Origin of the sequence: Laspinema olomoucense D3b (assembly GCF_025370785.1) — a bacterium.
Lineage (GTDB): Bacteria > Cyanobacteriota > Cyanobacteriia > Cyanobacteriales > Laspinemataceae > Laspinema > Laspinema olomoucense.
The window spans coordinates 59,625-85,432 of sequence record NZ_JAMXFA010000010.1 but is presented as its reverse complement, the minus strand read 5'-3'; the positions used below and the strand labels follow the sequence as shown (position 1 = coordinate 85,432).

Here is a 25,808-nt window from a genome sequence, read left to right as displayed (position 1 = left end):
GTTGCAATTGCTTCCCTTGGACCCCTTAGCCACCGCCAACAATCGTGACAATTTCCAGGCGATCGCCTTGCTGCATCTGAGTTTCCTCCCAAAATTGCCGATGGAGAATTTCCCCGTTGTACTCCACCGCCACCAACCGAGGATTTAACCCCAACTGTTCTAAAAACTGCGGGAGATTCAGTCCCGGGGGACAAGACTGGGTTTCACCATTTACTTGTAAGGCTATTTCAGGCATGAGACTGGACATTCCGTTGTTCAACAGCTTTCAGAGTTTGAATCCGATTCATTTGAGACAGAAAATACTGGGTGACTAATGTCGGCTGTTCCACATCCATGATGCCGCGCACCACCGCCACCCGTTCGGCACCACAATCGAGCACATCGGTGAGGTTGTGCATATCAATGCCACCGATCGCAAACCAAGGGACCGAAGAATGCTCCGCAGCATAGCGGATGTATGCTAGACCCGCTGGGGCTTTACCCGGTTTCGTCGGCGTTTCATACACCGGACCAACCCCAATATAGTCCGCCCCTTCAGCGATCGCCCGTTGCATTTCTTCCGGGTTCGTGGTAGAACGACCGATTAAACGTTGAGGGCCAAGCAACTGACGGGCAAAGGCAGTCGGCATATCCTGTTGGCCCAGATGAACCCCATCCGCATCTACCGCTAAAGCCAAATCCACCCGGTCATTCATAATAAAAAGCGCCCCGTAGTGGTGACAAATCTGGCGGAGTTGTTCCGCATTCCGGAGACGCTCTCCATCATCTGTATTTTTGTCACGGTACTGCACCAGGGTTAAGCCCCCTTCCAGGGCCGCTTCGACCACCGCAAATAACTTATCATTCTGGGAGGTAACCAGATACAAAGGGGATTGATCCAAAAGCTGACGACGCCGGTAAGCCATTAAGTTACTTTCCAGGGTATAAACACGGTAACGCATTTGTTTAAACACAGCGCCCATATCCGGATGATACAGCTTGCCATATTCTTCCAGGACCCGCAGGGCTTCTTCCACCCGACAGCAGTTCGCCTGCAACAGGGACTCAATGCCCGAGCGTTCTTCTTCTTGGGGGTGGCTGAGGTCTGTACCCGGGTCCCCTGGGGTATTTCGGGCCGCCCGCAGTTCCGGTGCGTGCCAACTTGCCAGTTCCTGGCGCATGGACTTACACTCATTAGCCAGGGGTGAACTTTGCAGGCCAAAGCGACACCATTCTTCAATAATCCGCAAGCCTTCGCGCGCCCGGTCTAAATTGGCATCTAAAATGCGACAGAGAGCCGGTTGCAACTGGAGGGTCCCTAAATCCGACACCCTTGCTAAACCGCTGTTTTTTTCAGCCATCGAAACCCCCTTTCATTGCTATATCCGAACAGTCTGTTTTAACGTTTCCCATGAGGCGTGAACATTGAGGAACTCTATGATGCAAACTTATAATATCCTGTCCGCTTTTTTAATTTTTTTTAAGCGGTGAAATTTATTGTGGCACAAAAAATTAGACATCCGTTAATTTCATTGGATAATCAGGAGGGAGGAAATTGACACTCGGGCATTTTATCGGCATCTACATCGGATGAAGTGCAACTGAAGAAGGTGATTCGTTTAGGAGAAGATAGGAGGAGAGTTGTGAATTTCAGAAGCCCCCATCAATCGCGTTCATATAAGTATCGCATCGTGGCTCAGTTGGGAGTTGCCACGACTGCGTTGTTCTGGTTCTATGGGCCAACGGCGATCGCCCAAGGCGTTCCCGAATTCCAAACCGCCCAAAATTCGGAGGCCGAAGTGGCCTCACAAAACCAGCTATTTGTCAATCCCGCTCAGGGAAATGACACCAGCGGCAACGGGAGCGAATCCGCACCCTTTAAAACTATTACTCAAGCCTTGCGGCAAGCCAAGCCCAACACGACTATTCGGCTGGGTCCGGGAACTTATAGCGCTGAGACTGGGGAGAGCTTTCCCCTAATGCTCAAACCGCAAGTGGCCCTGGAAGGGGATCCCAGCAATCGAGGACGCGGAATCATTATCCAAGGGGGAGGTCCCTACCTCAGTCGCAGTTCGGCAAGGCAAAATGTGGCTCTTGTCGCTGCGGATGGGGCCAGCCTCTCCGGCATCACCCTGACCAATGACAATAGCAGCGGTTATGCCTTGTGGATTGAATCTGCTTCAATGGAAGTCACGGGTAACACCTTCACCGGCAGCGGTCATGATGGGATTTCCGTTGTGGGCAATAGTGCACCAACAATCCGGGGCAATCATTTTGTGGAAAATGGGGCAAACGGCATCACCATTTATGGAACCTCCCGACCCCAGCTTGTGGAGAATGTGTTTGAGCGCACTGGATTCGGAATCAATATCGGACAGAAATCTGAACCCATCTTGACTGGGAATCAGGTGAGGCAGAATCGAGATGGGGTGGTGATTCATGGATCTGCCCGTCCCGTGTTGCGGAACAATCAGATTGAAATCAATGAGGAAAATGGGGTAGTTGCCGTTGGCAATTCTCGCCCGGATATGGGGACTTCTGGAGATCCTGGGGGGAATGTGGTCCGCAATAACGGCTTGATGGATATTAATGGGAGTGCCACGAAAGAGATTATTCCGGCATTTGGGAATCAAGTCGCCAGCGATCGCACCAGTGGACGCTTGGACCTGAATGGGACGATCAACCCCAATCTCAGCGCCCCGGTTGCTACTACACCGCCACGGCCTTTACCTCTGCCCCTAGCGACTCCGGCCCCCACACCAGCGGCAACCCCAGCCTCTTTTCCGAGTCCAACCGCCACAACACCTCCCTCTCCCCCACCCTTATCGGCGACGGTGAGCTTGCCGGTTCCCGCACCCGGTGAAGCCATTCCCATTCCGGTGCCGCCCCCCCAAACCGCCACCGCACCGCGACCCCCTGCACCGCGACCCCCTGCACCGGCACCGGCGATCGGCAATCGCCCTGGGGATACGCTACCCAACCTCTTACCCGTCCCCGATGCCACTCCCCCGATCGGAAATGGCGGCGCTGGAGTCCCAGTTGTGGGCGCTCCCAGTGGCGGCGCGGGTAATGGACCCCCGTCACCTCCGAGCCGTGCTGCCGCCCTGGGACTTCGCTATCGCGTGATTGTCAATGCCACCAGTAGCAGCGAACAAGCTCGGGTACGTCGCATCGTTTCCGATGCCTTCCGGACGCAAATTAATGGTCGGATGGTGATGCAGGTTGGAGCTTTTGCTACCCAAGACAAAGTAGATGAAATGATGCAACTGCTTCAACGCAACGGTTTAACAGGGGTGGTTTTAAATATCGAATAAGCCGGAATCAACCTCGAAAACAATTTCGTTTCAGGAGTCATGATTAACAGCAATTCAAGTTAACGAATTGTGAAGGATTAGACTCCTGAATTTTTCAGCCAATTTTGCTCAGAATGAATAAAAACCCGCACCCTAAAGGATGGGGCTAAAGCAGACTATCTCGGGGTTTTCCTACCTTATATCGCAATTTTATAGCCCGCCGATGCGGGCTTTTTTACGGTAGATCCAACTCAAGGAATAAGGGGATTTTGTTAACTCCCAAGCTGGATTTTTTCCACAATCCATTCAAAGGTTTCCAGAACCTGTTGCAGAGCGCTTTCATCTTGTAAGGTAGACAACGGAAAGGTCGGTAATCGGGTTTCACTGGAGTCAGCAGGAAGGGACAAGCCAATCGAACTGAAACGAGAGCGCAATTCTTGCCAGTTTGCAGGGGAATCAAAGGGGGGTTGAGTGGCATAACTGCTACTGGAAATCACAAAGTCACCGGAAATATCTACGGTAAAAAGAGCAATGGATTTCCGGCCTTTGAGCTTTAATTTGGCGAGAAACCCACCATAGAGATCTCCAGTTCCCCAGACAACTTCGACCGCCGGTTCGTGACGTCGGACCCATTGTTGAATTTGGCGAGCCATTTGTGCTTCTTCATAACCTTGGCGGGTTTCAAATTCATGAAAGAAAGACGCTTCATCCCAGCGCCGTCTCTCCCGAGTTGCACTGGCTTTTTTCTGTTGCGCTTCAGCGGTTTGACCAATGATTCGGGGAACCAATGTTTTGAGCCCATCCTGGCTAACATATTGTTTAATTTCCAGGGCTAAAACTTCGCTCGGGTCTAATTGTTCATTGAGAAATTCGACCACTCGTCGGAGTTCAGGAGAAATTTCATCGGAGACAAAGACTAAGCGCAGTTTTCCGGCTTGGAGGTTGGTTTTGACTTTATCCCAGAAACGGTCCTCATGAGCATCGGTCCCCAGAAATTCTTCAAAAACTTGTTCCGGGTCGCGACCCATATCGCGGCAATTGGATTCAAATTGGGTAATGATAGATTCAATGGGCCAATAGATTAAAACATTGGCGGCATAGTCGAGCATTTGACCCACAATTTCCCGGCGAATTCGGTCATCTTGAGTATGTTTGACGGCCACTAAGGTGGGAATGGCATTTTGGTCGAGAAATAGGTGTTCAAATGACCATTGACCATTGACTTCATCCTCGGCGGGAATGGGCATTTCTCGGGAAATTAATAACCATTGGCGAGGGGTCGCGCGGTCAATTTGGTCTCCGGCGATCAGGTTAGGATATTTTTCGAGTAATTCTTGCAGTCGATCTTCGTTGTCATAGGCTTGTTCTATCATTTCTACAAGCCGGTCTTCATCTTGTATGAGGTAAATGCCTCCACCCATCTCTGTCCTCCGTATTGTGATTAGTGTCGCGATCTGGATGTAGGTGCGGATTTAGATCCGGCCTGAAAATACCCGTTCGGCAGGACCTGTCATGTAAAGTCGGCCATCGGATTGGGACCATTCAATGATGAGAGGGCCACCGGGGAGTTCGATGGTTGCTTGGCGATCGCATCGACCTGTCAGGACCCCAGCAACTAAGGTAGCACAAGCCCCGGTCCCGCAGGCGAGGGTGGCACCAGCACCCCGTTCCCAAACTCGCATTTTGAGATGCGATCGCCCAATCACTTGAATAAATTCTGTATTGGTCCGCTTCGGAAAAACCGGGTGATTCTCGAACTGAGGACCAACCACCGCCAGATCAACCGCATCCACATCCTCTACAAAGGTAATGCAGTGGGGATTTCCCATGCTGACGCAGGTCACATCCCAGGTCTTTCCGGCCACGGATAAGGGGACATTAACCGCTTTTTCCTCGGCAGCGCAAAGGGTTGTGGGAATTTCTGAACTCAGCAACCGAGGCAGGCCCATATCTACGGTAACTTGACCATCGGATTTCAGGGTTAGGGTCATCACCCCGGCTAGGGTCTGAATTCGATATTCTCCGGTTCCTGTAGCTGAGTTCCGGGTTGGGACTCCCAGATCCTTGAGAAACCTCGCTAAACAGCGGATGCCATTGCCACACATTTCCGGTTCTGAGGCATCGGAGTTATAGATCCGCATGGTGTAGTCCGTGTCCGGTTCCGTAGGCGGAAGGGCAAAAATCACCCCATCGGCACCGATGCCAAAGTTGCGATCGCATAACTGTTCGGCCTGGGAAGGGGTTATCATCGGTTCTGGGTTCTGACGGTTGTCAATCAGAATGAAATCATTTCCCAAACCTTGATATTTGGTAAACTCTAAAGTCATGGCTTGTACTCGCGAAAAGTTCGGGTTTTTGTCCTGGTTTTATTTGATAATACCCGATGTTACAGTTCCCATTTTTGAGACTGGAATCTTTATCCCTCGGTAAAAGCGCGATCGCCGTCTTGCTCCCTCATCATGAAGAAGCCTATTCCGGGTGTGAACCCTGAGCGCGCCTGAGTTGATTTCATGATGGGTTAACATGACTCATAGAGCCGGTGGACCGCTTAACATCGAGGCCAAATAACCGGCCTGCCTAAATTTTGTTCGCTGTGCTGCGATTTTGATGCCAAATTTTCTCTCGTTGAGACCCAATCATGTCTGACTTCGATACTAACTTACCTAGCATTCGCCAAGTTCAAAATTTCATTAAGGACAAACACGAGATAGAACTCAAACTGGTCACCGGAGATTTGTTAGCCGGTAAAATTTTTTGGCAGGATAAAGACTGCATTTCTATCCTGGATCACTACGATAAACAAACCATCGTCTGGCGTCATTCCATTGTTTATTTGAAGCCAAAATCTTGACCCTTGTCCGGTCTGGCCTCCTTTGGCCCATACCGGACCCCCTTAGCCCCGATCGCTGGGTAATCCCTCCTTGAGCGGTTCACTTTGGTGAGCTTTGCTCATGGCAACTGCGATCGCAACCGAAGATTGGCCCAGATTCGGGACCAACCACAGTTGAATTCGTTTCAGGGACAGGAGACTGCCGCACAGCAGGAGGCGATCGCCTGCTTGCACCTGAGTCCCTCCATGAGGAAACCGAATAAACTGCCCTTCCCGGCGAATTGCTTGCACCTGCACTTCATACTCCCCCCCTAAGTCCAGTTGAGCTAAGGTTTTATCCGTGATGGGACTCAGTTCGGGGACCATTAGCCATTGACAGGAGCGATTTTCTTGGGGAATCGCCACCTCTCCTCGGGCTAACTGCTCAAACGTGATCAGTTCTTCCGCTTGTCCCACCACCAGGAGTTTATCCCCGGAAACCAAGGTCGTATCGGCCTTGGGATAGTCGATTTCCTCCCCATTGGCGCGACGAATTGCCATTAAACTCACCCCACTGAGTCGGCGCATATCCGTTTGCTCTAGGGTCATTCCGGCCAGGGGAGACCCTTCGGGTAAGGGATACCATTTGCTGTTCATATCTAATGCGGCCACCTGTAATTCCCGGGAGACTTCCGAGGGCGATCGCGCCGGACGCAATTCTAAATAGTGATGACTGCGAATTTGTTCAATTTCTCGCCGAATCCCTGGCAACGGCAATCCGACCCCGAGTAACAAATGAGTTGCCAGTTCTAAACTGACTTCAAATTCCGATTGCACCACTTCCGAGGCCCCCAATTGATAGAGGAGTTCTATCTCCTTTTCTTGGTTTGCCTGGACCACCACATCTAATTCTGGGGATAACTCCAGCGATCGCTTCAGGCACAACCGCGTACTCATTGGGTCCGGTAGGGCCACGGCCACCGCCTTCGCCTGCTGCACTCCCGCTGCTTCCAAAACGTGCAACGATGCCGCATTGCCATAAATATAGGGAATTCCAGCCGCCCGCAGTTGCCCGATCGCCCGTTCGGAACTATCAATCACCACCAAGGGATAATTATGCGCTTGCAGCAGTTGGACGACTTTTTTACCCACCCGTCCATACCCACAAACTACCACGCGATCGGGCAACCGCACCTCCTCTGAAGCCGCCTGGGGGCCACTGGTATCCTCAAAAAATCGATTCAACCAGACCTGATTTTCCGCCCAATCCAGCAATTTCGGCACCAGTCGCAGCACAAACGGCGTCACCACCAGAGTCACCGCAGTTGTCCCTAAAATCAACAGATACACCGGACGGGAAACCAACCCCGTCGCCAGTCCCTGGGCCGTCAACACAAAGGAAAATTCCCCAATTTGCGCCAGTCCTAACCCCACAATCAACGCCGTTCTCAGGGGATAGCCAAAGCTGGTCACAATCGGGGTGACAATTAAAAATTTGCCCACAAACACCAAACAGACTAACCCCAGAATTAGTTCCAGATTCTGCCACAGAAACACTGGGTCAATTAGCATTCCCACCGAGACAAAAAACAGGGCCGCTAAAATATCTCGCAGGGGTTCGACGTATGTCAGGGTTTGGTCTGCATATTCCACCTCAGAAATCATTAACCCCGCAACGAAGGCCCCCATTTCAATGGAAAAACCCAGGTAGTAGGTGACTAAGGCAATTCCCAAACATAAGGCAATCACCCCAAGTAAAAACAGTTCTTGACTCTCGGTTTTAGCTAGAAACCGCAGCAACTGCGGAACGATGAATAACCCAACTGCCAATGCTGCCACGGCAAATAGGGCAATTCGCACCACCGCAGAAATCACCGCCATCCCGATCGCCTCCGGGGGTTCGTTCAGGGCCGGTAACACCGCTAACATGAAGCCCAAGGCCAAATCTTGCACCACCAAAATGCCCAACATCACCTGACCATGTAAGGTCGGGAGTTCGTTGCGTTCCATCAAACATTTGAGGACCACCGCAGTGGAGGAGAGGGAGAGAATAGCTCCTAAGAAGACGCCCTGGGACCAAGAGGTACACCAGCCCATCAAGAGAGAAACGAAGGTCGTCACGGCGATGGTGAGGACAATCTGGAGAGTGCCACCGCCGAGACTAATCCCTTTGACTTTTTTAAGTTCTGCAAAGGAAAATTCAACTCCCAGGGCAAATAAAAGTAAGGCCACGCCAAATTGAGCTAGGGTTTCGACTTGAATCAGTTCTTTGATCCATCCCAAACCGGCAGGACCCACGACAATTCCCCCCAGTAAATAGCCCAAAATAGCTGGTTGACCCAGGAGGGATGCGAATAAACCGCCACTAGCAGCAGCGGCCAGCATAGTTACTAAGTCAAGGATGAGTCTAAAGTCTTCTTGCACGGGTGTCTGTAAAAATGAGAGAAATGTTACAGGTTATAACAATTCAGCATAACCATTTTTGGGGGCAAGCATAAGGGATCAAGGCTCAGGGATCAGGGGGAGAAATGACAGCAAGTGGTTACTACAAACTTCTACCCCATCTACCCCATCTACCCTATCCTCCCTATCTACCCCATCTACCCCATCCTCCCCATCCTCCCTATCCACCCCATCCTCCCCATCCTCCCCATCCCCCCATCCTCCCCAGAACCGGCATGATAAAATGTGGAACTTAACGCGATCGCCCGTAAGTCTATCTAGCACGCTTAAAACAGACGAATAAAAGAATTATGACTCACCTGCATAGCTCTAATCCGATCGCCCCTGGGATGCTGGGTTGGCTCTTCCAAGGGACAAATCCTTGGCTGAAACAACAAGTCAAAACTAAAACGGCCCCAGTGCTCGGATTGACGGTTTCGGTACTCTTAGCCCTTGCTAACTCGGTGCAAGCGTTACAAGTCCAGGTGAAACCTGAGAATCCGCAACTGGGGGATACCCTCTCCGTGGTGATTTCAACTGACGCCTCAAATTCAGCCACGCCAACGGTGATCTCTCCAGATGGCCCGGTACCGGCGTTTCCCATTGGCGGGAATCGGTATCGGGCGATGATCCCCACTACGCCTTTAACTCAAGCGGGACGATGGGAAATTCGGGTGGAAGGGGAAGGTGAAACCCGCAATATTGCCGTGTGGGTGAGCGATCGCGAATTCCCTACCCAATCGATTTGGCTACCCCCGGGTAAGGACGATATCGAAGGGACCGACTTGGAATTTGATCGCGTAGATGAATTTAAAAAACTCGTCACTCCTGAGAAATTCTGGAATGGTGCGTTTTTGCGCCCCAATGACGGACCGATTACCACGATTTACGGGGTCCGTCGGTATTACAATGGGGTCTTTGCCGATGATTATTACCATCGCGGTGTAGACTATGCCGGACCCGAGGGTTCTCCTGTGATGGCTCCTGCTGCTGGTCGAATCGCTTTGGTGGGACGGGAATCGGAAGGGTTTGAAATTCATGGAAACGTGGTGGGGATCGATCATGGTCAGGGCTTAACCTCCCTTTATTTGCATCTGAGTCGGATTGATGTCAAGGAAGGCGATATGGTGCAGGCGGGTCAAGTCATCGGTGCAGTCGGGACAACCGGCGCTTCGACCGGACCTCACCTACACTGGGGATTATACGTTCATGGACAATCCATCGATCCGGTTCCCTGGCGATATGAGGGAGTAGAATAACTCTCATTAGGCATGGAGTACAGTAAACCCGCCCGGGTCCTAGGGATAGTCTGGAGTTTTCTGGAGTTAGAGCTAGGTTAGGGCGGATTGTAGGACAAGATCTGTGCAGGGTTGTCCGGGCGATCGCAGAGTTTTCTATGAGGCGATCGCCGCTTGACACTCTTGGATCAACTGAAAAAAGTGCCGTGGAGCAGAACGAGGCAGTATGAGTATAGAAAAAATCGTAGAACAGGCACTACAAGATGGTTATCTAACGCCAGCAATGGAAGCTGAGGTGGGCCGAATTTGTAACACCGCCTCAGAACTGTCTATTGAAGAGTACATGGCGCTCGATCGCCTGATGGGGTCGCTCTTAACTGGAGAAGTGGTGGTTTTACCACGGAAACAGTTTATTAATGTCATGGAAGAGTTGGTGCTCTCTGAGGCGATCGCCCGGGTTGCTGAAATTGAGGCAACTAGCGATCGCACCCTGGATGTGGGCGACATTGCCGCTTATGCACTCAACCGTCTTCCTCCCCTTTATGCAACCACGGAGGAAGGCGCAAACTATCAGCGGATTCGAGCCAAAGATGAACTGCAAGAGCTCATCTCCAAACAAGTCGATGAAGCGATCGCCCGGTATCTGGACCGCCCAGAATTCCCCGGTAGAGTCGCTTTGGGTAAAAGTTCGGGCAAAGAAATGCTCACTCAAGTTAGCAGCATCCTTCAGTCCTACGCGACTATCTTTGAATCCCAACCTAATACCCCTAGTTAAAGGAAGCAAATCCTACCGCGATCGTTGCTCTGTCTTCGGATTCCGGTGGGCTTTTTTAACGGTTTTGGTTGCCAAAATTTACCCCGGGATGGGAACTGTTTTGGTCATGAAATTAAGACGCTCCGTTTAGGGGCGTCTTTCTTTTTGACCGCTCTCCCCCTGCATTCCCTGATCGGGCTATAGCAATTTTCCTATTCATGAGGTACGTTTATGCGATCCCCCCTAGCCCCCCTTAATAAGGGGGGGACCGTCCAAGTCCCCCTTAGAAAGGGGGATTTAGGGGGATCATTGATGTAGTTCACCAACAAGAGAAAGGCTATATAATTCTATAAAACTCAACCCTATCGCACCCCAGAAGCACGATTTTTCACTCAATCTTTAAATCAGTAACTGCTTGATTTTCTAAAAAAACGTGTTTTTTTTAGGTAGCCCAGAAATCGAAAATTCCCCCCGGGGATAAGGGGGGAATTAAAAAGGGTTCTGAGCAGTCTATGCCCTAACGATAGCGGATCGTTCGCAACACTTCAGCCAAAGTATCAATTTCCTCTCGCGTATTATAAAACGCTAAGGAGGGGCGAACGGTACCCCTTAATCCATACCGCTGTAAAGAAGGTTGGGCGCAATGATGACCCGCACGCACGGCAATTCCTTCACTGGCAAGGCGTTTCCCGACCTCTTCATAGGGAATATTGTCCAAAATGAATGACAAGACTCCGACTTTATGGGGTGCAGTCCCAATCAGGCGCAACCCCGGTACGGTTTGGAGACGTTCGGTTCCATACTCGGTTAATTCATGCTCATATCTCTCAATATTGACCATGCCTAACCGATTCAAATAGTCGATCGCCGCCCCCAATCCGACGGCATCCGCAATATTTGGCGTCCCCGCTTCAAATTTGGCGGGAGGGTCGTTATAGGTTGTTTGCTCAAAGGTAACCTGCCGAATCATATTCCCACCCCCTTGCCAAGGTGGAATTTGTTCTAACAGTTCCCCCTTGACATATACAACGCCGATGCCCGTAGGTGCAAATAGCTTATGTCCGGAAAATACATAAAAATCACAGCCTAACTGTTGCACATTCACGGGAAAATGGGAAACGGCTTGCGCGCCATCAATGAGGACTCGCGCTCCATGTCGATGGGCGATCGCTGTCATTTCCTGCACTGGCACAATGGTTCCCAGGGAATTCGAGACTTGCGTCACCGCTACGATGCGAGTCCGGGGTCCTAACAGTCGAGTATATTCTTCGAGGATAATCTCTCCGCGATCGGTAATCGGAACTACCCTTAAAATCGCTTTTTTTTCCTGGGCTAACATCTGCCACGGCACAATATTAGCATGATGTTCTAGGGTAGTGAGAACAATTTCATCCCCTTCCCGAATCTGCTGACGACCGAAGGTTTGAGCGACTAAATTCACCCCTTCTGTCGTCCCTCGCACAAATACAATTTCCTCGGCAGATCCCGCCCCGATAAACCGTTGCACTTTTTCCCGCGCCCCTTCATAGGCATCGGTGGCGCGGGCGGCTAAGTCATGGGCGGCCCGGTGAATGTTAGAGTTATCTCGCTCATAAAAGTGCGAAATACTATCAATCACACTTTGGGGTTTTTGGGTCGTTGCTCCATTATCCAACCAAATCAGGGGTTTTCCATGCACTTGCTGGTGCAAAATTGGAAAATCTCGCCGCACTGCCTGGACATCAAACCCGGCGTGAGAGTCTAACTTAACGGTTTCTAGCTGGGGTTGAGACAGGAAATAAAATGAGGGATGTTCGGCGTCTGGTATCCCTGGGACTGGAGTGGGCGAATTGACCTGTTTTAAGGCTGTTCCTACCTCTCCCGCGTTGAAAGGGAACAGTTGACTGAAGTCTGTGGGAGGAGAAATCGGCCCACTGTTGTGATTCCCTGGATAAATTTGGGGAATTAGGGCGTATAACTCCTGGGCGATCGCACTGAAAACATCACTCCCGGATATTCCCAAAGACGGGTGCAAGTTCTTTGATCCCGCATTCCCCAAGACATCGGTTGATTTTTCTGGGATAATCGGAGTTTGGGAAATCGAGGTTATCGGGTCCAGAATCCCCTGGGGCAAAATGGGTGGAATCGGACTTTGCAACTGTTTGACTATCTCAGTGAGAGCCACCTCAGATATCCCGAGTGAGTCTACTGTCGTCTGGTGGGGAATTCCTGGTGTGTTCCCCGGAATTGCCGGGATGGAAGGGCTCAAACTCTCCGGGGGATAAAGTTGTGGAATATTTACTGAAAACGGTTCACGATATTCAGTGAGGTTATTCCCAGGAGTGTTCTGATTCGGGGTGGCGATGGGCGCAGGGACAACCCTTTCCGGTGTGCTCAAGATGGCGTGATTTCCAGTAACGGGGCTGCTATTTTGTGAGGGAATAGTGCTGTAGAATTGATTGGCGATCGCCTCTATCACACGGGGTTCAAAAGTGTTCGCTTCGATGGATTCCCCAGAGGACGGAGGTATAGGGGGCCGGACATGACCGTTATGATTCTCATGGCCGTTTGTATTCATAGTCATGATAATATCCTACTTCGACATTCTCCAACAGGGCGATCGCATCATCGGTTAAGACGGCAGCAGAGGAATACAAAGTGACTAAATAAGAGGCGATCGCCTGGGGATCAATTCCCATTAATCGCACAGACAATCCCGGAATTTGTTCCCCCGGTACTCCTATTTGATGTAACCCCACAACCCCTTGCTCTTTCTCACCCACCCGGACTAGCAGAATATTGGTTTTTCCAGGACCAAGGATATTTTGATTTCGGCTGGTTACTTCTAGTTTGTCCGATGGGATGATCGGTACTCCTCGCCAAGTGATAAAGGGTGACCCAAATAGGTTCACTGTAGCGGGGGGAACTCCCCGGCGAGTGCATTCCCGTCCAAAGGCAGCGATCGCCCGAGGATGGGCTAAGAAAAATGCCGGTTTTTTCCACACTAACGATAACAGGGCATCGAAATCATCCGGGGTCGGTGGACCATAACGCGGCTGCACACGATGTAAGGGAGACACGGAATTCAATAACCCATAGTCGGGATTATTGATAATTTCCCATTCTTGTTGTTCTTTGATCCCCTCTACGGTTAACCGGAGTTGTTCCCGTAACTGATGGATGGGTTCGTTATAAATATCAGTGACCCGCGTATGCACCCGCAGAATACTTTGAATCACACTTAATTCATATTCTCGCGGATCATTTTCATAGTCTACATACCCCTGGGGAATTTCTGTTTCCCCTTCATACCCCGCAATCAAAGCGATCGGTTCTTCCCCATACGGATTGAGAGAGGCTTTTAGTCGCAAGTGTTTTTCAATGGCTAATGCCAGCCCCGCTTTGACCTCCTCTTGGGTGACCACTTCATCTATGACGGATTTAGATAGGGCTAACAAGCGCACTGGGGTCAACGTGCGAACTGTTGAATCACTGGGAATGTCTTGATACAGTCCGACTTCTCCAAAGTAATCTCCTGCACTTAAAACTCCCACTCGTAACGGTTCGCCCTGGTCTCCAGTGGCTAAAATTTCGACTTTTCCTTGGGCAATAATATACAGTTTGTCGGCGGATTGACCAGCACTCACCACTGTGTGACCCAAACCAAAACTCTCCTGTTGCAACCGGGAAGATAAGCCAGCAACGTAGGATAAATCCAAGCTGGACAACAGCGGCAAGGCTTTTAAATCTTCCGGGGCAATGGTCGATTGTCCATTGTCGTTATTAACATAAACTTTGGGCGTTTGTTTGAGGACAATTTTAGTCCGGTTGACTCGGTATGTTCCCGATTGGACTTGTACCCAAGGTAAAAAATGCAGCAGCCAGCGCGGAGTAATTAATGTGGTTTTAGGAACGGTATTCGTTGTGGTAGCAAGATTCCGCGCCGCTTGGGTATCGAGACTTTGTTGCGAACGGTTGTAATTGGTCTTGATGGTTACCATAGGACGTTGGTCATGGGTGACGTTAATAGGAGAACGAGTCATTTTGCAGTTCCTCTCTCTTAGCTTGGGTTGAATAAAACCAACCCGCAGGTCTATCAGGGATTTCCACAATAAAAGTTCTGCATTTAACCGGAGGGACACTGCACTGCTTTGTCCTTACCGATATGAAAGAGATGATTTTATTTGATGGATTTCCTTCAGTCCCTTCCCCTATAGATTTACGCTGATCTCCACTGGGTCTGACTGAGTTACTACCTGAGCTAGACTGGTTCTCTCTTGACTCTCAAGCTAAGTTCTTTCAAGTGAGTTAGTACAATTTTTAAAGTACCATACTTGTATCCAAAAATCTATTAAAAAAATATAAATTTTTAATTAAATTCAGGTCATTACTCAGCATAAAACTCTTCAGATATCATCTAAGCGAGTTTACTTCTTAGATGATATCTGAAGAGTTGAGATTTTTTATAAAATTCATGGACTGATGGGGTTTTTGTTAATTTCAGGACAGATTTCACGCTCCTAGTATAATGTTGTCGGACTGCCGCTGCAGAGACATAATATAAAATTGGTTATAAAATTGCTTTTTACTTTTAGCCTCACTTGGACGGGTTCAATAGGCCCGGATACTCCCCCGTCAACTCGCGATTAAAGGTTGATATCTTACAAAGTCTGGAATGCACCCCTCGGGAGTAAATGAGTATTGCACGGCTTTAAGATTCAGGGAAGCGGAGAGGGAAAACCGATGGGGGAGGCGTCGGGGAATATTTACATAGTCTCCGGGTTGTAACAACAATTGCATTTGAGTTCCATTGGGATGAATAAAACTCAAAATGCACTCTCCCGATAAGATGTACAGTCCTTCGGCATGAGTATGGGTATGCCAGCGATCGCTACGCAGGAGAAAAGGATATAAACTCGGAGAACCGGGGTGCAATACCATCAAGTCTCGCTGTTGATATCCATCCCGCTTTTTCAAGAGGTCAAAGGCATAATTAGTGGTTTGCAAAACTTGATGTTTTTCAAAAGGGTTGAGGATATCTTTTTCTAACACTTGATGGAGGTCCCGATCGCCTAGAAGGGAAATCCGTTCTAACCCAATATTCAAGGAACCTAAAACGGTGGCGATCGCCAACCCATAGATTTTACGGTTTTCTAGTTGTAGGATAGCCATTCTCTCGCTCCATCAGGGATTAGTTTGGCCCCAATCAAGCCTAGGGCTTGGATGTTTTGGCCTGGGATTTTTTTAATCTACGGCAACTTGGTCGGGTTACCGATGTTTTTACTATAACCCTGATTCTAGTAACCTGTCAACCCCTACAAGTCAATTTTGTCAAACCCCTCCACGGTGTCTTAAAAACAGGACTGGAAAGGGATCTTAAATTTCATAGTGCCACCAGGGTTGAGTTTCGTGTAAAAGGATCTGTTTGCGCTGGAGGCGCTGGATAATCCCCTGTTGTTCCAATTCCTTAAACAAACGGGTCACCGTAACTCGACTTGAGCCTATCATTTCGCCGATTTCCTGATGAGTCAACCCCAGTTGGATCAGTTGCCCGGATTCATTCTCTTTCCCAAATCTTTGGCCTAGCCAGCTTAAAAAACGCAAGAAAGCCACGTCAACAGGTTTGGTATGAACAATTTCTAAAAATTCTTCCAGCCGCTGACTGTGGAGAAGAAGTGCATCACTGAAATGAGGATATTTTTCCTGAGAAACTAGGGTTGCTTCAACTCTAGTTAAGCATTCCAGGTGATAAGGATTCGCCCGGGAAAGCGATCGCCCGACAATATCACCGGGACCCCAGATTCCCAAGGTGATTGAGGTGCCATCTTCAAACCAGGTGATGCTGCGAACCACGCCGGTTTCAATTTTCCACAGCGATCGCGGATTTAAAGGGAGTAAAGAGCGCTTTGTAAAAGCACTTTGACGGAGTTGTTCAGAAAATTTGAGGTCAAGAGGAGAAACAGTCATTGCTAATTATCCTAGGGCTATAGCCCTAAAAATTGGACGTATTAAGTTAGGGAACTCCAAAAAATAAAATTTTCTATGAAAGATCCCCCCAACCCCCCTTAATCAGGGGGGCTTTCCCGATTCTGCTAAACTTCTAAGGCAGAACTTTTTTTATGGAAATTCCTTACGATCGCCACTGGAAATCAGGCAGTTTTGAAGTATATTGCTAATCAGTTTGAGGCGATCGCAGCAATTCTCGGGATAGTTCTACCGCTTGTTGCCGAATTTCTCGAACGGCAGTGGTCTCCCAGAGTCCCCCTTTGCGTGGAGAACCCAAGGTATAAAACAGTTGAGATACTACTCCCTCGCTGTTGCGGATGGCCCCATTCTCGGCGACATCCAAGCCGAGGGCGAGGGGGTCAGGACGGATCAGATTTTGCGATCGTAGATTCACAATCAGGGGATGCTGGAACTTACGATAGTCACATTCACTCCCCGTACAATTGATCACCCGCTTCACCTCCAACACTTTCCGGTGTCCAGTTCCCCGGGTGCTAACCGAGACCTTCACCCCTTCTGCATCTTCCTCATAAGCGTGAACTCGACCTGCTAACAGGACCAGTTGTCCCGCATCCAGCATCCTCCCTACCGTCTCAGCAACCCCCGGGGAAACGCGATGACGATGCACTTCCCAGTAGGGTCGAACATGACGCAGAAATCGTTGGCGATCGCCCGGACTCATCTGCTGCCATAACTGCTGAGTAATAGGGCGCAGGGAGTCGATGACCGATCGCCAATCATCACCTCGGGCGATCGACGATTCGACTTCCTCACGCACCTGACGGAACAAACCCCGAAGGGTTTTCGGGGCCGTCTCCGGGGCCAAAAACGCCGGGTAAGGTGAGGTAAACTGATGAGAATGAGGTAACTGACCATGCCGCGATACCCCATAAATCGTGCCGGTATGACCTTGTTCTTTCAGGGCGACTGCTAAATCGACCATTGTGAGTCCTGACCCAATCAGTAAGACAGCATCTGAGGAATTTAAGCCGGTCAGGGCGCGCTCACTCCAAGGGTAGCTGATATAACGCTGACTCTGGTAGAACCTAGCATCATGAACCGGGGGGTCTTTTGGTGGAAAATTACCCAACGCTAACACAATTTTGTGAGCGTCTATGGTTTCACCACTTTTTAAATAGACAGTCGCCCCCTGTAAGTGAGGTTTCACGGCGATCGCCTCATCGGTTCTCGGCTTAAACTGGACCCTTTCTGCTGCCACCGCTGCCGACTGCTCTAATACCCCTTGAATATATTCCCCATAAATTTGACGGGGAAGAAAACTATCTGCCTGTACGGTGGGATCTTTTTCCCGGACCATCCAGCGCAAAAAATCATCCGGTTCTTCGGAAAATGCGCTCATCTTCCCTGCGGGAACATTGAGTAAATGACAGCTATAATTAGTGCCGTAAGCAATTCCCCGCCCTAAGTCCGGACGGGGTTCAATCAGGTGCAGGGTGAGAGGTTGGCTGGCCGATCGCAACAGATGAGTTGCCACTAGCGCCCCGCTCAAGCCCCCTCCCACAATCGCTATTTCAAGGGGTAAATTCTCCATTTTCACAGGCTTGGGAATTTATTATACAAAATCATGCAATGTTCAAGGATAGCTCCACGGCGATCGCCCGCCGGATGATTCAAATCCTTGAAGGGTTCACCACTCGACCCAGATAGAGCAACCACCAGAAGCGGTTTTTAAACTCTGTCAAAAACCGCCCTGAAGCCTTTTTAGACAACGCTTTCAGCGGATTTTCTCTCCCCGAAGTGCAATGAGGTAGAGGACTGAACCCCCAGGGTTGCCGATTCCTGCCACTCAAACGGTTCAAGGTCTTGATACATGGGCGTACTCAAATAGCGTTCTCCAAAGCTAGGCTGGATCATGACAATCAAACGACCCGCATTTTCTGGGCGTCTGCCGACTTTGATCGCAGCAGCTAAGGCCGCACCACTGGAGATACCGGACAATAAGCCTTCTTCCGTCGCCAGACGCCGCCCATAAGCCATCGCCTCATCATCCCTGACCGTAATCACTTCATCAATCAGATCAACCCGCAGAACTTCGGGGATAAATCCTGCGCCAATCCCTTGGATTTTATGGGATCCGGAACGTCCGTCCGACAAGACTGGACTATTGGCTGGTTCAACAGCGATCGCCCGGAACCCGGGTTTTCGCTGTTTAATCACCTCCGCGACTCCCGTAATAGTGCCCCCTGTTCCGACTCCGGCAATGACAATATCTACCTTGCCATCGGTATCAGCCCAAATTTCTTCTGCCGTTGTTTCCCGGTGAATTTGGGGATTAGCAGGATTTTTAAATTGTTGCAACATAAATGCATCAGGAGTAGTGCGTAGAATATCTTCCGCCCGGGCGATCGCCCCACTCATCCCTTCTACCCCAGGAGTCAAAATCACCTGAGCCCCGTATGCTTTCAGCATCGCCCGTCGCTCTAAGCTCATTGTTTCTGGCATCGTCAGAATCAATCGATACCCTTTCGCCGCCGCCACCATCGCCAGAGCAATCCCGGTATTTCCCGAAGTGGGTTCGACTAAAATCGTTTTCCCCGGTTTAATTAGCCCTGCTTCCTCCGCCGCACTAATCATCCCGAACCCAATTCGATCTTTGACCGAAGCCGCTGGGTTCATCCCTTCGGCTTTAAGTACAATTGTAGCAACGCAGTTATCGGCAGCCGGAATCCGATTGAGTTGAACCAGGGGCGTCCGACCAATGAGTTCTGTTACATCCTTAGCGATTCGCATAGTGACCCGACCTCCTAACATTAACCGAGGGGCTGACCCTGAACACTTTCCAGTTGAGCAGGTCAGCAAGGAGCAGTCTTTAATCCCCGCTAACTTGATGGAGATACCGGAGATTAAGAACTTTTTTGAGTTTTACACAGATTGCAAAAAAAAGCAAGGGGTGAGTGCCCTTTGGTTTTAAGCCGACTTCGGGAGATTTAATTTGCAGGATCACCTTTGGCGAAATAGTTTAAATTTTTCTTAAATAATCATTAAAGTTTGGGACTTGGGTCGGGAAGACCCAGCCCAGGTACGAGAGATATCATCTGTGATGTGTGAGCTTTCTGTGGAGCTAATCCCTCCCGGTTGCCGCGTTTTTTCACAAACCCATCCCGATACCCTTGCTTTTTTGGGTCAGTTATGACAGACTCAAAAAATCCGGTAACATCTAGGTGTTACCGGGGATTATTCATAGCCTGAACGCGGTAAACCTTATGCCTGAGCCAGTAAGACAACCCCGATCGCTCCTGGAAGATGGTTTCACTCCGGAGTCCCCCTCTTCCCAGTTAGAGGGCAAGCAAGAGAGCGGGCCTCACAATCGTCACCGAGACTCCGCCCCAACTGCTACTGGGAAGTCACCCTTATCAGTCTTCAACACCCTCAAGGTGGAGTTTCAAAACATTCTCGATCGCGATCCTGCCGCCAAAAACTGGTTAGAAGTGCTCCTTTGTTACCCCAGTTTGCACGCCATCATGGGCCATCGAGTTGCTCATGAGCTTCATAACAGAGGAATCCCCGTTGTGCCTCGGTTGATTTCCCAAATCCTGCGCTTTTTTACGGGGATTGAAATTCACCCCGGGGCTCAGATCGGACAATGTGTCTTCATCGATCATGGGGTGGGTGTCGTCATTGGGGAAACAGCCATTGTTGGGAACAACGTGCTAATTTACCAGGGCGTGACCCTGGGCGGTACGGGAAAAGAAATCGGAAAACGTCACCCGACCCTAGGCGAAAATGTCGTCGTAGGTGCGGGGGCGAAAATACTCGGAAATATTCAGATTGGAGATAATGTCCGGATTGGTGCTGGTTCGGTCGTTTTGCGCCATATTCCTGCTGATTGTACCGTGGTGGGAGTGCCCGGGCGAATTATCCGCCGTCGGGGCGATCGCGTCATTTCCTTAGAGCGAGAATCATTACAAGACCCAGAAGCTGAAGCGATTCGGGCTTTATTTGAGCGGATTAAATTCCTAGAGCAAGAAGTGGAACGAATGAAAGCACAGCGGGGGACATTTTTAAGACGCCATCCTTTGGAGCATTACCATAACCAGAATGGCTACTTAGATTTTCACGTTCTCGGACTGAATTCTCAGGTGAACAATCAGGTAATTGAGGACTTCTTGGATGGGGCAGGAATTTAAGCAAAAATGCCCTAAATTTAATTAACCCTAAATCCGGGTGGATACCTGGATTTAGGATTGCACTTCAGTTCAGAAATTTTTAAGCTCATTTTGCAACGGCTAATTTAGGCGATCGCCTACTTTGTCCAGAACAGGCGATCGCCTCTTGTAAATCATAAAAGAATATTCTTTACCCATGTTTAATTATCACGGACAGCTATGAGCTCAATCAGTGGTCAGATCTACCGACCGATCGCCCAATGGACTGGACAATTAATCTTACCCTCCCTGGCACAACGTCATAGTGACGGAGGCGTTTACCTCACCCTACAAAATACCCCAGAAACCTACAGCCATCTCACAGGTCAAACCGTCTGGCTCAAATGGCATTCAAACTCCATTCATCAAACCTGGCTCAACCGAGCAGTTACAGATATTCACTTTGATGACACTACGCGTCAAAGTATGGAGAATTTTAATATCCACCCCACCCGGTTAGAGGGATGGTCAAAAGTTAGCCCCTTAGAATCCCTAGCCGGTGCTAGAACCGAGGATGATATTCAGGTCGAACTGGATGTTCAGACGGTGGAACAAGTCGGAAATACCTGGGTTGTGAGTATTGGGGATGAACCGATCCAAATTGTCGGGGTTCAAAAAGCCTTCGTGCGCTTTGTGGCATCAGCAGGAGACAACCGCTACCGGGTCAGACACTATAACCCCCAAACCCGAAATTTTGATGGGGGAGAAGAAACGATCGCCTTGGCGGATGCGGGCTTTATACATTCAGGGCATCAAGTGGAACAAAGTTCTATTGTAGATATTGAAGCCTCTCCCCTCAATAGCGAGGGATGGTATATTTATGGGACTCACAATCCCGAGGGATTGTTTATCGTCGCGGCGATCGAACCCGCAGCAGCCCTTTCCCTGGCGCCAACACGGATGTTAAGTGGACGGGAGGAAACTCGTCAGCACTTTGTAGAATCCAAGTGGGAACAAATTCCCTTGCATCGCATGGAACGCACTCTGGTGGATAACAATGGCGGTATCCTCTATGGTAACCACCGATCGCCGGATTTGATGCAAAAACGCACCCGAGAATTGTGGTATAAAGGGGATGTAGGCTTGGTGGTGCATACCTTCGGCTGGCGTGGAGGAGAACGGGGCGATCGCGCTATCCTAGGTTTGGTCCCGGGACATTTTGCCTTTGGGTTTGCCCAAGTCATTGCCGATGAATTTACGGGGAATTTACGCTTTGATTTAGTATATCGCCAAGTATATGGACATAACCGCGAAGGCGTGATCGCCGGTGCTCATCGCTGGCACTCCTATATGGGGAGTTTCAAGCGGGGGTGGATGTACACAGTGCCGGTTTCCGATGTAGTCATTCGCATTCCCGAACTCACCGTCCCCTATCAATTTGGCGATCGCCGCTTTGACCCCCTGCAAACCATCCTCCAGGAACTCGCCTTCATGGAAAGCCGATATCGCACCGGACCCGGAAACGGGGCCTCGGTGGTGACTCCTGCTACATCCTGCGTCAAAGATTCCAGTCAATCCCTGTTTGCCGCGATCCAACGCCTAAAAACCGAAGTGCTCAGCGATCGCATCGTCAAACAGTGGGTAGAAAATCACCCCACCCACTTCGAGGTTCAACGGTTTAAACGCCTGGGATTATTACTCGAAAAAGTGGAAACATCCATGTTAATTCCCCTCGGTTATGTTCCCAAAAATTGGCGAGGAGAGAATCAGGAAGTTGCTGCCCATCGCAGTGGAGCCTCGTTTAATGGCTCTACCATTTTGGAAGCCTTGAAAGCCTGGAAAACCATGTTACCCCGCCGTGCAGAAATGGAACTGATGCAAGTGTTAATGCAATATGGGGGGACAATGTTTGATTACCAGTCGGCAATGATCGGTGGAAAAATTTCCGGATTAGTGCCCAATCCCCCTACGGTTATTTTGTAATTTTTCCGAACAAAGGCGGGGAACACAAATAAGTGAATTTCTTTTATTTTTGTTCCCAGCCTCTCCCGGGAGAAAGCCTATTGAAACTCCAGCAATCCCCCTCAATATTATATTAAATTTTACCCCATTTAAAGGAGCGGTTTCAGAACCCACTCCTCGGAGGAAAAACTCCGGTTCAGAGCTTGACTGTAGCCGCGCTCTTGATGCTTTTAAAGACCATCAGATTCTCCTCATTGATGACCTTGATTTGGGGTATTGAATATTATTAAAGGATGAAAAAGGGAGTCTTGGTCATTTATATACCGATAATTTACTGTTAGAATAGAATTCCAGCTTATTGCCAAATTTGGATCACGCTTCAACCCAATGTAGGATAGGAAAAAACCTATCAGATCCAATCTGAGCCGAGTAGGGATGGAATCAGTTAAAATGGATTTAGGCAATATCAGAGAAGTTGCATTTAGAGACGTCCTGGGTTAAAATCCCTCATTGTTCAGGATGCGATCGCTGATTGTTGTGATCCTAACTGCCACCTTTGAGGCAAGTTGCTACAAGAACATTCTAAAATTAAGGATGACCTGTAGCAAACACTTTATGACCCTAGTTATCGGTTCGAGGGTATCTCTAAATCACTATGGAAGGGAACTGAGTCACTCGTGAGTCCCAAGGCAAACGAGCAGGTCTGTAGGGTTAAGGGCAATTACCGCTTTGTGCGGGGGGTCCGGCGGAGGCAACTTCATGACTGACTTGGAACAGATGCACCCAGGAGCCCCTAAGATGAGCGCGAATAGAATGATCCAAGCAAAACCTGTCAGCCTATCTGATGATACCCAGCAGCAACTTAGGTGTAGCGGCTCACACAGATGAAACGAATTTTAGTGGTTGATGATGATAAAACCCTGCGAATGATGCTGAAGCGGCATTTGGAAAAGCAGGGATTTGTAGTGGAAGAAGCAGATTCAGGAGTGGAAGCCTTAAACCTGTTCAAGCGGGATCCACCAGATTTGGTGGTATCAGACGTGATGATGCCGTTGATGGACGGATTTGAATTTTGTCGGCGTCTGCGCACGAATCCGGCGGGGAAGTTGGTTCCGTTTATCTTTCTATCGAGCAAGGGAGAACTGGACGATCGCATAGAAGGTCACGCGATCGGGGCTGATGATTACTTGATTAAACCGTTTGAACCGTTAGAGTTAGTGGCGAAAATCGAGGCCCAATTAGAGCGATCGCGACGGATTCATGCCGAAATGATCCGGTTGATGCAGCAGTTTACCCCCCAGACTTCCCCCCCTAGCACTGAGGAAGAGTCGGTGCAACCGATTCACGATCCCGCAGATGGGTGGCATCGCCACCGGGTTGAGTCCGAGGACCTGAGTCCGATGCAGCCAGAACCCCTGCCTCTGACCCCTGCGGAAGCGCGAGTCTTTTGGGAAGTGATTCAAGGCCATCCCAATAAACAAATTGCAACGCGTTTAGTGATTAGTCCCCGGACAGTACAGACTCATCTGAGTCGAATTCTGAGTAAATTGGGATTAGAAAATCGCTCCCAACTGGTGCGTTTTGCCTTTGAACATGGATATCGACCGGGAAGTGAACCTGAAGCGAACTAGGTTTTAGGGGAACCCGAGGGTATCAAATTGCTGCTGTTTGCTGTTTTAGAATAACCCATGATTTCTGGTCTTTACACGATTTCTACCCTAGTTGAAGCGATCGCCGCTCACCCTGAACAGTGGCGGCCCTTGGTCTTTACCAATGGCTGTTTCGATCTGCTTCATGTGGGTCATGTTCGCTACCTTCAAACCGCCAAATCCTTGGGCCAGACCCTGGTGGTGGGTCTGAATAGCGATCGCTCCGTCCAAACCATCAAACCCGCCCAATCCGGGATGCCCCCCCGACCCATTATCCCAGAAATCCAAAGGGCCGAAGTGCTTTGCGCCTTAAAACCCGTAGATGGGGTGATTATTTTTAACGAACCCACCGCCATCACCCTCCTGGAGGCCCTCCAGCCTGATATCTACGTTAAAGGCGGAGACTGGACCGTAGAGAGTCTACCCGAAGCCCCAACAGTGCAAAGCTATGGGGGCCACATCGAACTTTGTAAAATTGAAGTTCCGACCTCCACTACTGGTATAATTCTTTCTATTCTCAAGCCCTAACCTGAACAGCACCCTGATGTTCAAGTCCATCACCCCCACCGGAAGTCACTTGTCCTTAAAGGGGGCAGGGATGTCCTGCACTGTTCGCGTTAACCGGAGCAGTTTTTCTTAACTTCTATGTTTTTTTATTCGGATTAAAGAATTAATGCCCCAGGAAGTTACTGGTTAAACCCATTAAAGCCTCCTACTTTTAGATCCAGTAAAATACCTGTTTGTTAATTCGATATCCACCAATTATGTATGAGTGAACCAACAACATCATCCCTATCGGAAACTTCCGCAAATTTAGCAGACCTTGAATCCCAATTAAAAACCGCCTCCGAAAAAAATCAGCTTCAACTGATAGAACAGATTGCGGGAACGGGGGAAGCGGGCTTAATTATATTAAAGCAATTTTTGCAAGAGCGTCAGCCAGGTTCAGTCAATTTCATCGATGGAAAAATCTATCAATTATTGCTGTCCAGCGATTCTCCAGGGATTGCAGATTTTTTGGGAACTGCCTATCCTAATGGCGTAGTTTCCCTACAATCATTGCGCGGCATTGATTATTCTCAAGTGCAAGAACTGCTGGCAAAACAGGATTATCAAGCGGCAGATCGCCTGAGTATGCAAAAATTGTGCGAACTGGCCGGACCCAAAGCAGTGGAAAGAAAATGGTTGTATTTCACCGAGATTGATAAATTTCCCCCGGAAGACCTCCAAACTCTAGATCGGCTTTGGCAGGTTTATTCCGAGGGAAAATTTGGCCTGTCTGTCCAGCGGGAAATTTGGCTGGGAGTTGGGAAAAATTGGGACAAACTCTGGCCTAAAATTGGCTGGAAAAGTGGCAATACTTGGACGAGATATCCGGGGGAATTCACCTGGAATTTAACCGCTCCCCGAGGCCATTTGCCTTTATCTAATCAATTGCGTGGCGTTCGAGTCATCGAAAAGTTGCTCACTCATCCAGCCTGGGGTTAATTCCCTCAGAGGGAAACAGTGGGGAGGAAGGAGGCACTTTGGATTTGAGCAGCATCCTGAGTGACCCACCGGACGATCGCCAGGAGTCCGGGGAATTGGCCAA

Annotated in this window: 21 protein-coding genes; 9 read left to right on the top strand and 12 right to left on the bottom strand. The window is 49.5% G+C overall.

Annotated elements, in window-relative coordinates; all coding sequences use genetic code 11:
- Window positions 1–25: 25 nt before the first annotated feature.
- Window positions 26–235 carry a sulfur carrier protein ThiS gene (gene thiS, locus NG792_RS09625; RefSeq protein ID WP_261235308.1) on the bottom strand — a complete coding sequence of 70 codons (210 nt, stop codon included), beginning with the start codon at window positions 233–235 and terminating at the stop codon, window positions 26–28.
- The gene (locus NG792_RS09620) at window positions 228–1,340 is read right to left on the bottom strand and encodes a thiamine phosphate synthase (protein WP_261235307.1); all 1,113 of its coding nucleotides are present in this window, start codon (window positions 1,338–1,340) and stop codon (window positions 228–230) included. Before NG792_RS09620 ends, thiS begins: the two co-directional genes overlap by 8 nt.
- Window positions 1,341–1,622: 282 nt before the next feature.
- Here NG792_RS09620 and NG792_RS09615 point away from each other — a divergent pair, with 282 nt between their 5' ends.
- Window positions 1,623–3,293: a DUF1565 domain-containing protein gene (locus NG792_RS09615; protein ID WP_261235306.1), complete on the top strand. Its 1,671-nt coding sequence runs from the start codon at window positions 1,623–1,625 to the stop codon at window positions 3,291–3,293.
- A 251-nt stretch (window positions 3,294–3,544) separates the two neighbouring features.
- On the opposite strand, the gene NG792_RS09610 is transcribed toward NG792_RS09615, so the two are convergent.
- Together NG792_RS09610 and dapF are read right to left on the bottom strand one after the other, a co-directional pair.
- Window positions 3,545–4,693: a hypothetical protein gene (locus NG792_RS09610; protein ID WP_261235305.1), complete on the bottom strand. Its 1,149-nt coding sequence runs from the start codon at window positions 4,691–4,693 to the stop codon at window positions 3,545–3,547.
- Window positions 4,694–4,744: 51 nt separating this feature from the next.
- On the bottom strand, window positions 4,745–5,599 hold the full coding sequence (gene dapF / locus NG792_RS09605) for a diaminopimelate epimerase (protein WP_261235304.1): 855 nt from the start codon (window positions 5,597–5,599) through the stop codon (window positions 4,745–4,747).
- 311 nt (window positions 5,600–5,910) lie between these two features.
- On the opposite strand from dapF, the gene NG792_RS09600 reads away from it, so the two are divergent.
- Window positions 5,911–6,123: an Hfq-related RNA-binding protein gene (locus tag NG792_RS09600; protein ID WP_015147641.1), complete on the top strand. Its 213-nt coding sequence runs from the start codon at window positions 5,911–5,913 to the stop codon at window positions 6,121–6,123.
- A gap of 42 nt (window positions 6,124–6,165) precedes the next feature.
- Here the strand turns inward: NG792_RS09600 and NG792_RS09595 are convergent, their stop codons facing one another.
- Together NG792_RS09595 and NG792_RS09590 are read right to left on the bottom strand one after the other, a co-directional pair.
- Window positions 6,166–8,505 carry a cation:proton antiporter domain-containing protein gene (locus tag NG792_RS09595; RefSeq protein ID WP_261196820.1) on the bottom strand — a complete coding sequence of 780 codons (2,340 nt, stop codon included), beginning with the start codon at window positions 8,503–8,505 and terminating at the stop codon, window positions 6,166–6,168.
- A gap of 78 nt (window positions 8,506–8,583) precedes the next feature.
- Window positions 8,584–8,808 carry a hypothetical protein gene (locus NG792_RS09590; RefSeq protein ID WP_261196819.1) on the bottom strand — a complete coding sequence of 75 codons (225 nt, stop codon included), beginning with the start codon at window positions 8,806–8,808 and terminating at the stop codon, window positions 8,584–8,586.
- A gap of 65 nt (window positions 8,809–8,873) precedes the next feature.
- On the opposite strand from NG792_RS09590, the gene NG792_RS09585 reads away from it, so the two are divergent.
- Both NG792_RS09585 and NG792_RS09580 read left to right on the top strand, forming a co-directional pair.
- Entirely contained in the window at window positions 8,874–9,782 is a 909-nt protein-coding gene (locus tag NG792_RS09585; RefSeq protein ID WP_435387572.1) for a M23 family metallopeptidase, read from the top strand.
- Window positions 9,783–9,987: 205 nt separating this feature from the next.
- On the top strand, window positions 9,988–10,536 hold the full coding sequence (locus tag NG792_RS09580) for a late competence development ComFB family protein (RefSeq protein ID WP_261196817.1): 549 nt from the start codon (window positions 9,988–9,990) through the stop codon (window positions 10,534–10,536).
- A gap of 496 nt (window positions 10,537–11,032) precedes the next feature.
- On the opposite strand, the gene NG792_RS28940 is transcribed toward NG792_RS09580, so the two are convergent.
- From NG792_RS28940 to cysK, 6 genes are all read right to left on the bottom strand, one after another.
- Entirely contained in the window at window positions 11,033–13,078 is a 2,046-nt protein-coding gene (locus NG792_RS28940; RefSeq protein WP_317619499.1) for a SufS family cysteine desulfurase, read from the bottom strand.
- Entirely contained in the window at window positions 13,053–14,537 is a 1,485-nt protein-coding gene (locus tag NG792_RS09570; RefSeq protein ID WP_261196815.1) for a family 2B encapsulin nanocompartment shell protein, read from the bottom strand. The genes NG792_RS28940 and NG792_RS09570 overlap by 26 nt, the downstream gene beginning before the upstream one ends.
- Window positions 14,538–15,129: 592 nt before the next feature.
- Entirely contained in the window at window positions 15,130–15,666 is a 537-nt protein-coding gene (locus NG792_RS09565; protein WP_261235303.1) for a cupin domain-containing protein, read from the bottom strand.
- Between the two features lie 204 nt (window positions 15,667–15,870).
- Window positions 15,871–16,461 carry a Crp/Fnr family transcriptional regulator gene (locus NG792_RS09560; RefSeq protein WP_261196812.1) on the bottom strand — a complete coding sequence of 197 codons (591 nt, stop codon included), beginning with the start codon at window positions 16,459–16,461 and terminating at the stop codon, window positions 15,871–15,873.
- Window positions 16,462–16,666: 205 nt separating this feature from the next.
- Window positions 16,667–18,052: an FAD/NAD(P)-binding protein gene (locus tag NG792_RS09555; protein ID WP_261235353.1), complete on the bottom strand. Its 1,386-nt coding sequence runs from the start codon at window positions 18,050–18,052 to the stop codon at window positions 16,667–16,669.
- Window positions 18,053–18,222: 170 nt separating this feature from the next.
- A complete protein-coding gene (gene cysK, locus NG792_RS09550; protein ID WP_261235302.1) occupies window positions 18,223–19,251 on the bottom strand; it encodes a cysteine synthase A in 1,029 nt (342 codons plus the stop codon).
- Window positions 19,252–19,724: 473 nt separating this feature from the next.
- Between cysK and cysE the strand changes: the two genes are divergently transcribed.
- The 5 genes from cysE (at window position 19,725) to NG792_RS09525 (ending at window position 25,705) form a co-directional block, all read left to right on the top strand.
- A complete protein-coding gene (gene cysE / locus NG792_RS09545) occupies window positions 19,725–20,648 on the top strand; it encodes a serine O-acetyltransferase (protein WP_261196808.1) in 924 nt (307 codons plus the stop codon).
- A gap of 198 nt (window positions 20,649–20,846) precedes the next feature.
- On the top strand, window positions 20,847–22,589 hold the full coding sequence (locus tag NG792_RS09540; RefSeq protein WP_261235301.1) for a hypothetical protein: 1,743 nt from the start codon (window positions 20,847–20,849) through the stop codon (window positions 22,587–22,589).
- A gap of 863 nt (window positions 22,590–23,452) precedes the next feature.
- Window positions 23,453–24,199, top strand: a complete 747-nt coding sequence (locus NG792_RS09535) for a response regulator transcription factor (protein WP_261196806.1) — start codon at window positions 23,453–23,455, stop codon at window positions 24,197–24,199.
- A gap of 57 nt (window positions 24,200–24,256) precedes the next feature.
- A complete protein-coding gene (locus NG792_RS09530) occupies window positions 24,257–24,745 on the top strand; it encodes an adenylyltransferase/cytidyltransferase family protein (protein WP_261235300.1) in 489 nt (162 codons plus the stop codon).
- 240 nt (window positions 24,746–24,985) lie between these two features.
- Complete coding sequence (locus tag NG792_RS09525) at window positions 24,986–25,705, top strand: GUN4 domain-containing protein (RefSeq protein WP_261196804.1); 720 nt, start codon at window positions 24,986–24,988, stop codon at window positions 25,703–25,705.
- Window positions 25,706–25,808: the final 103 nt, after the last annotated feature.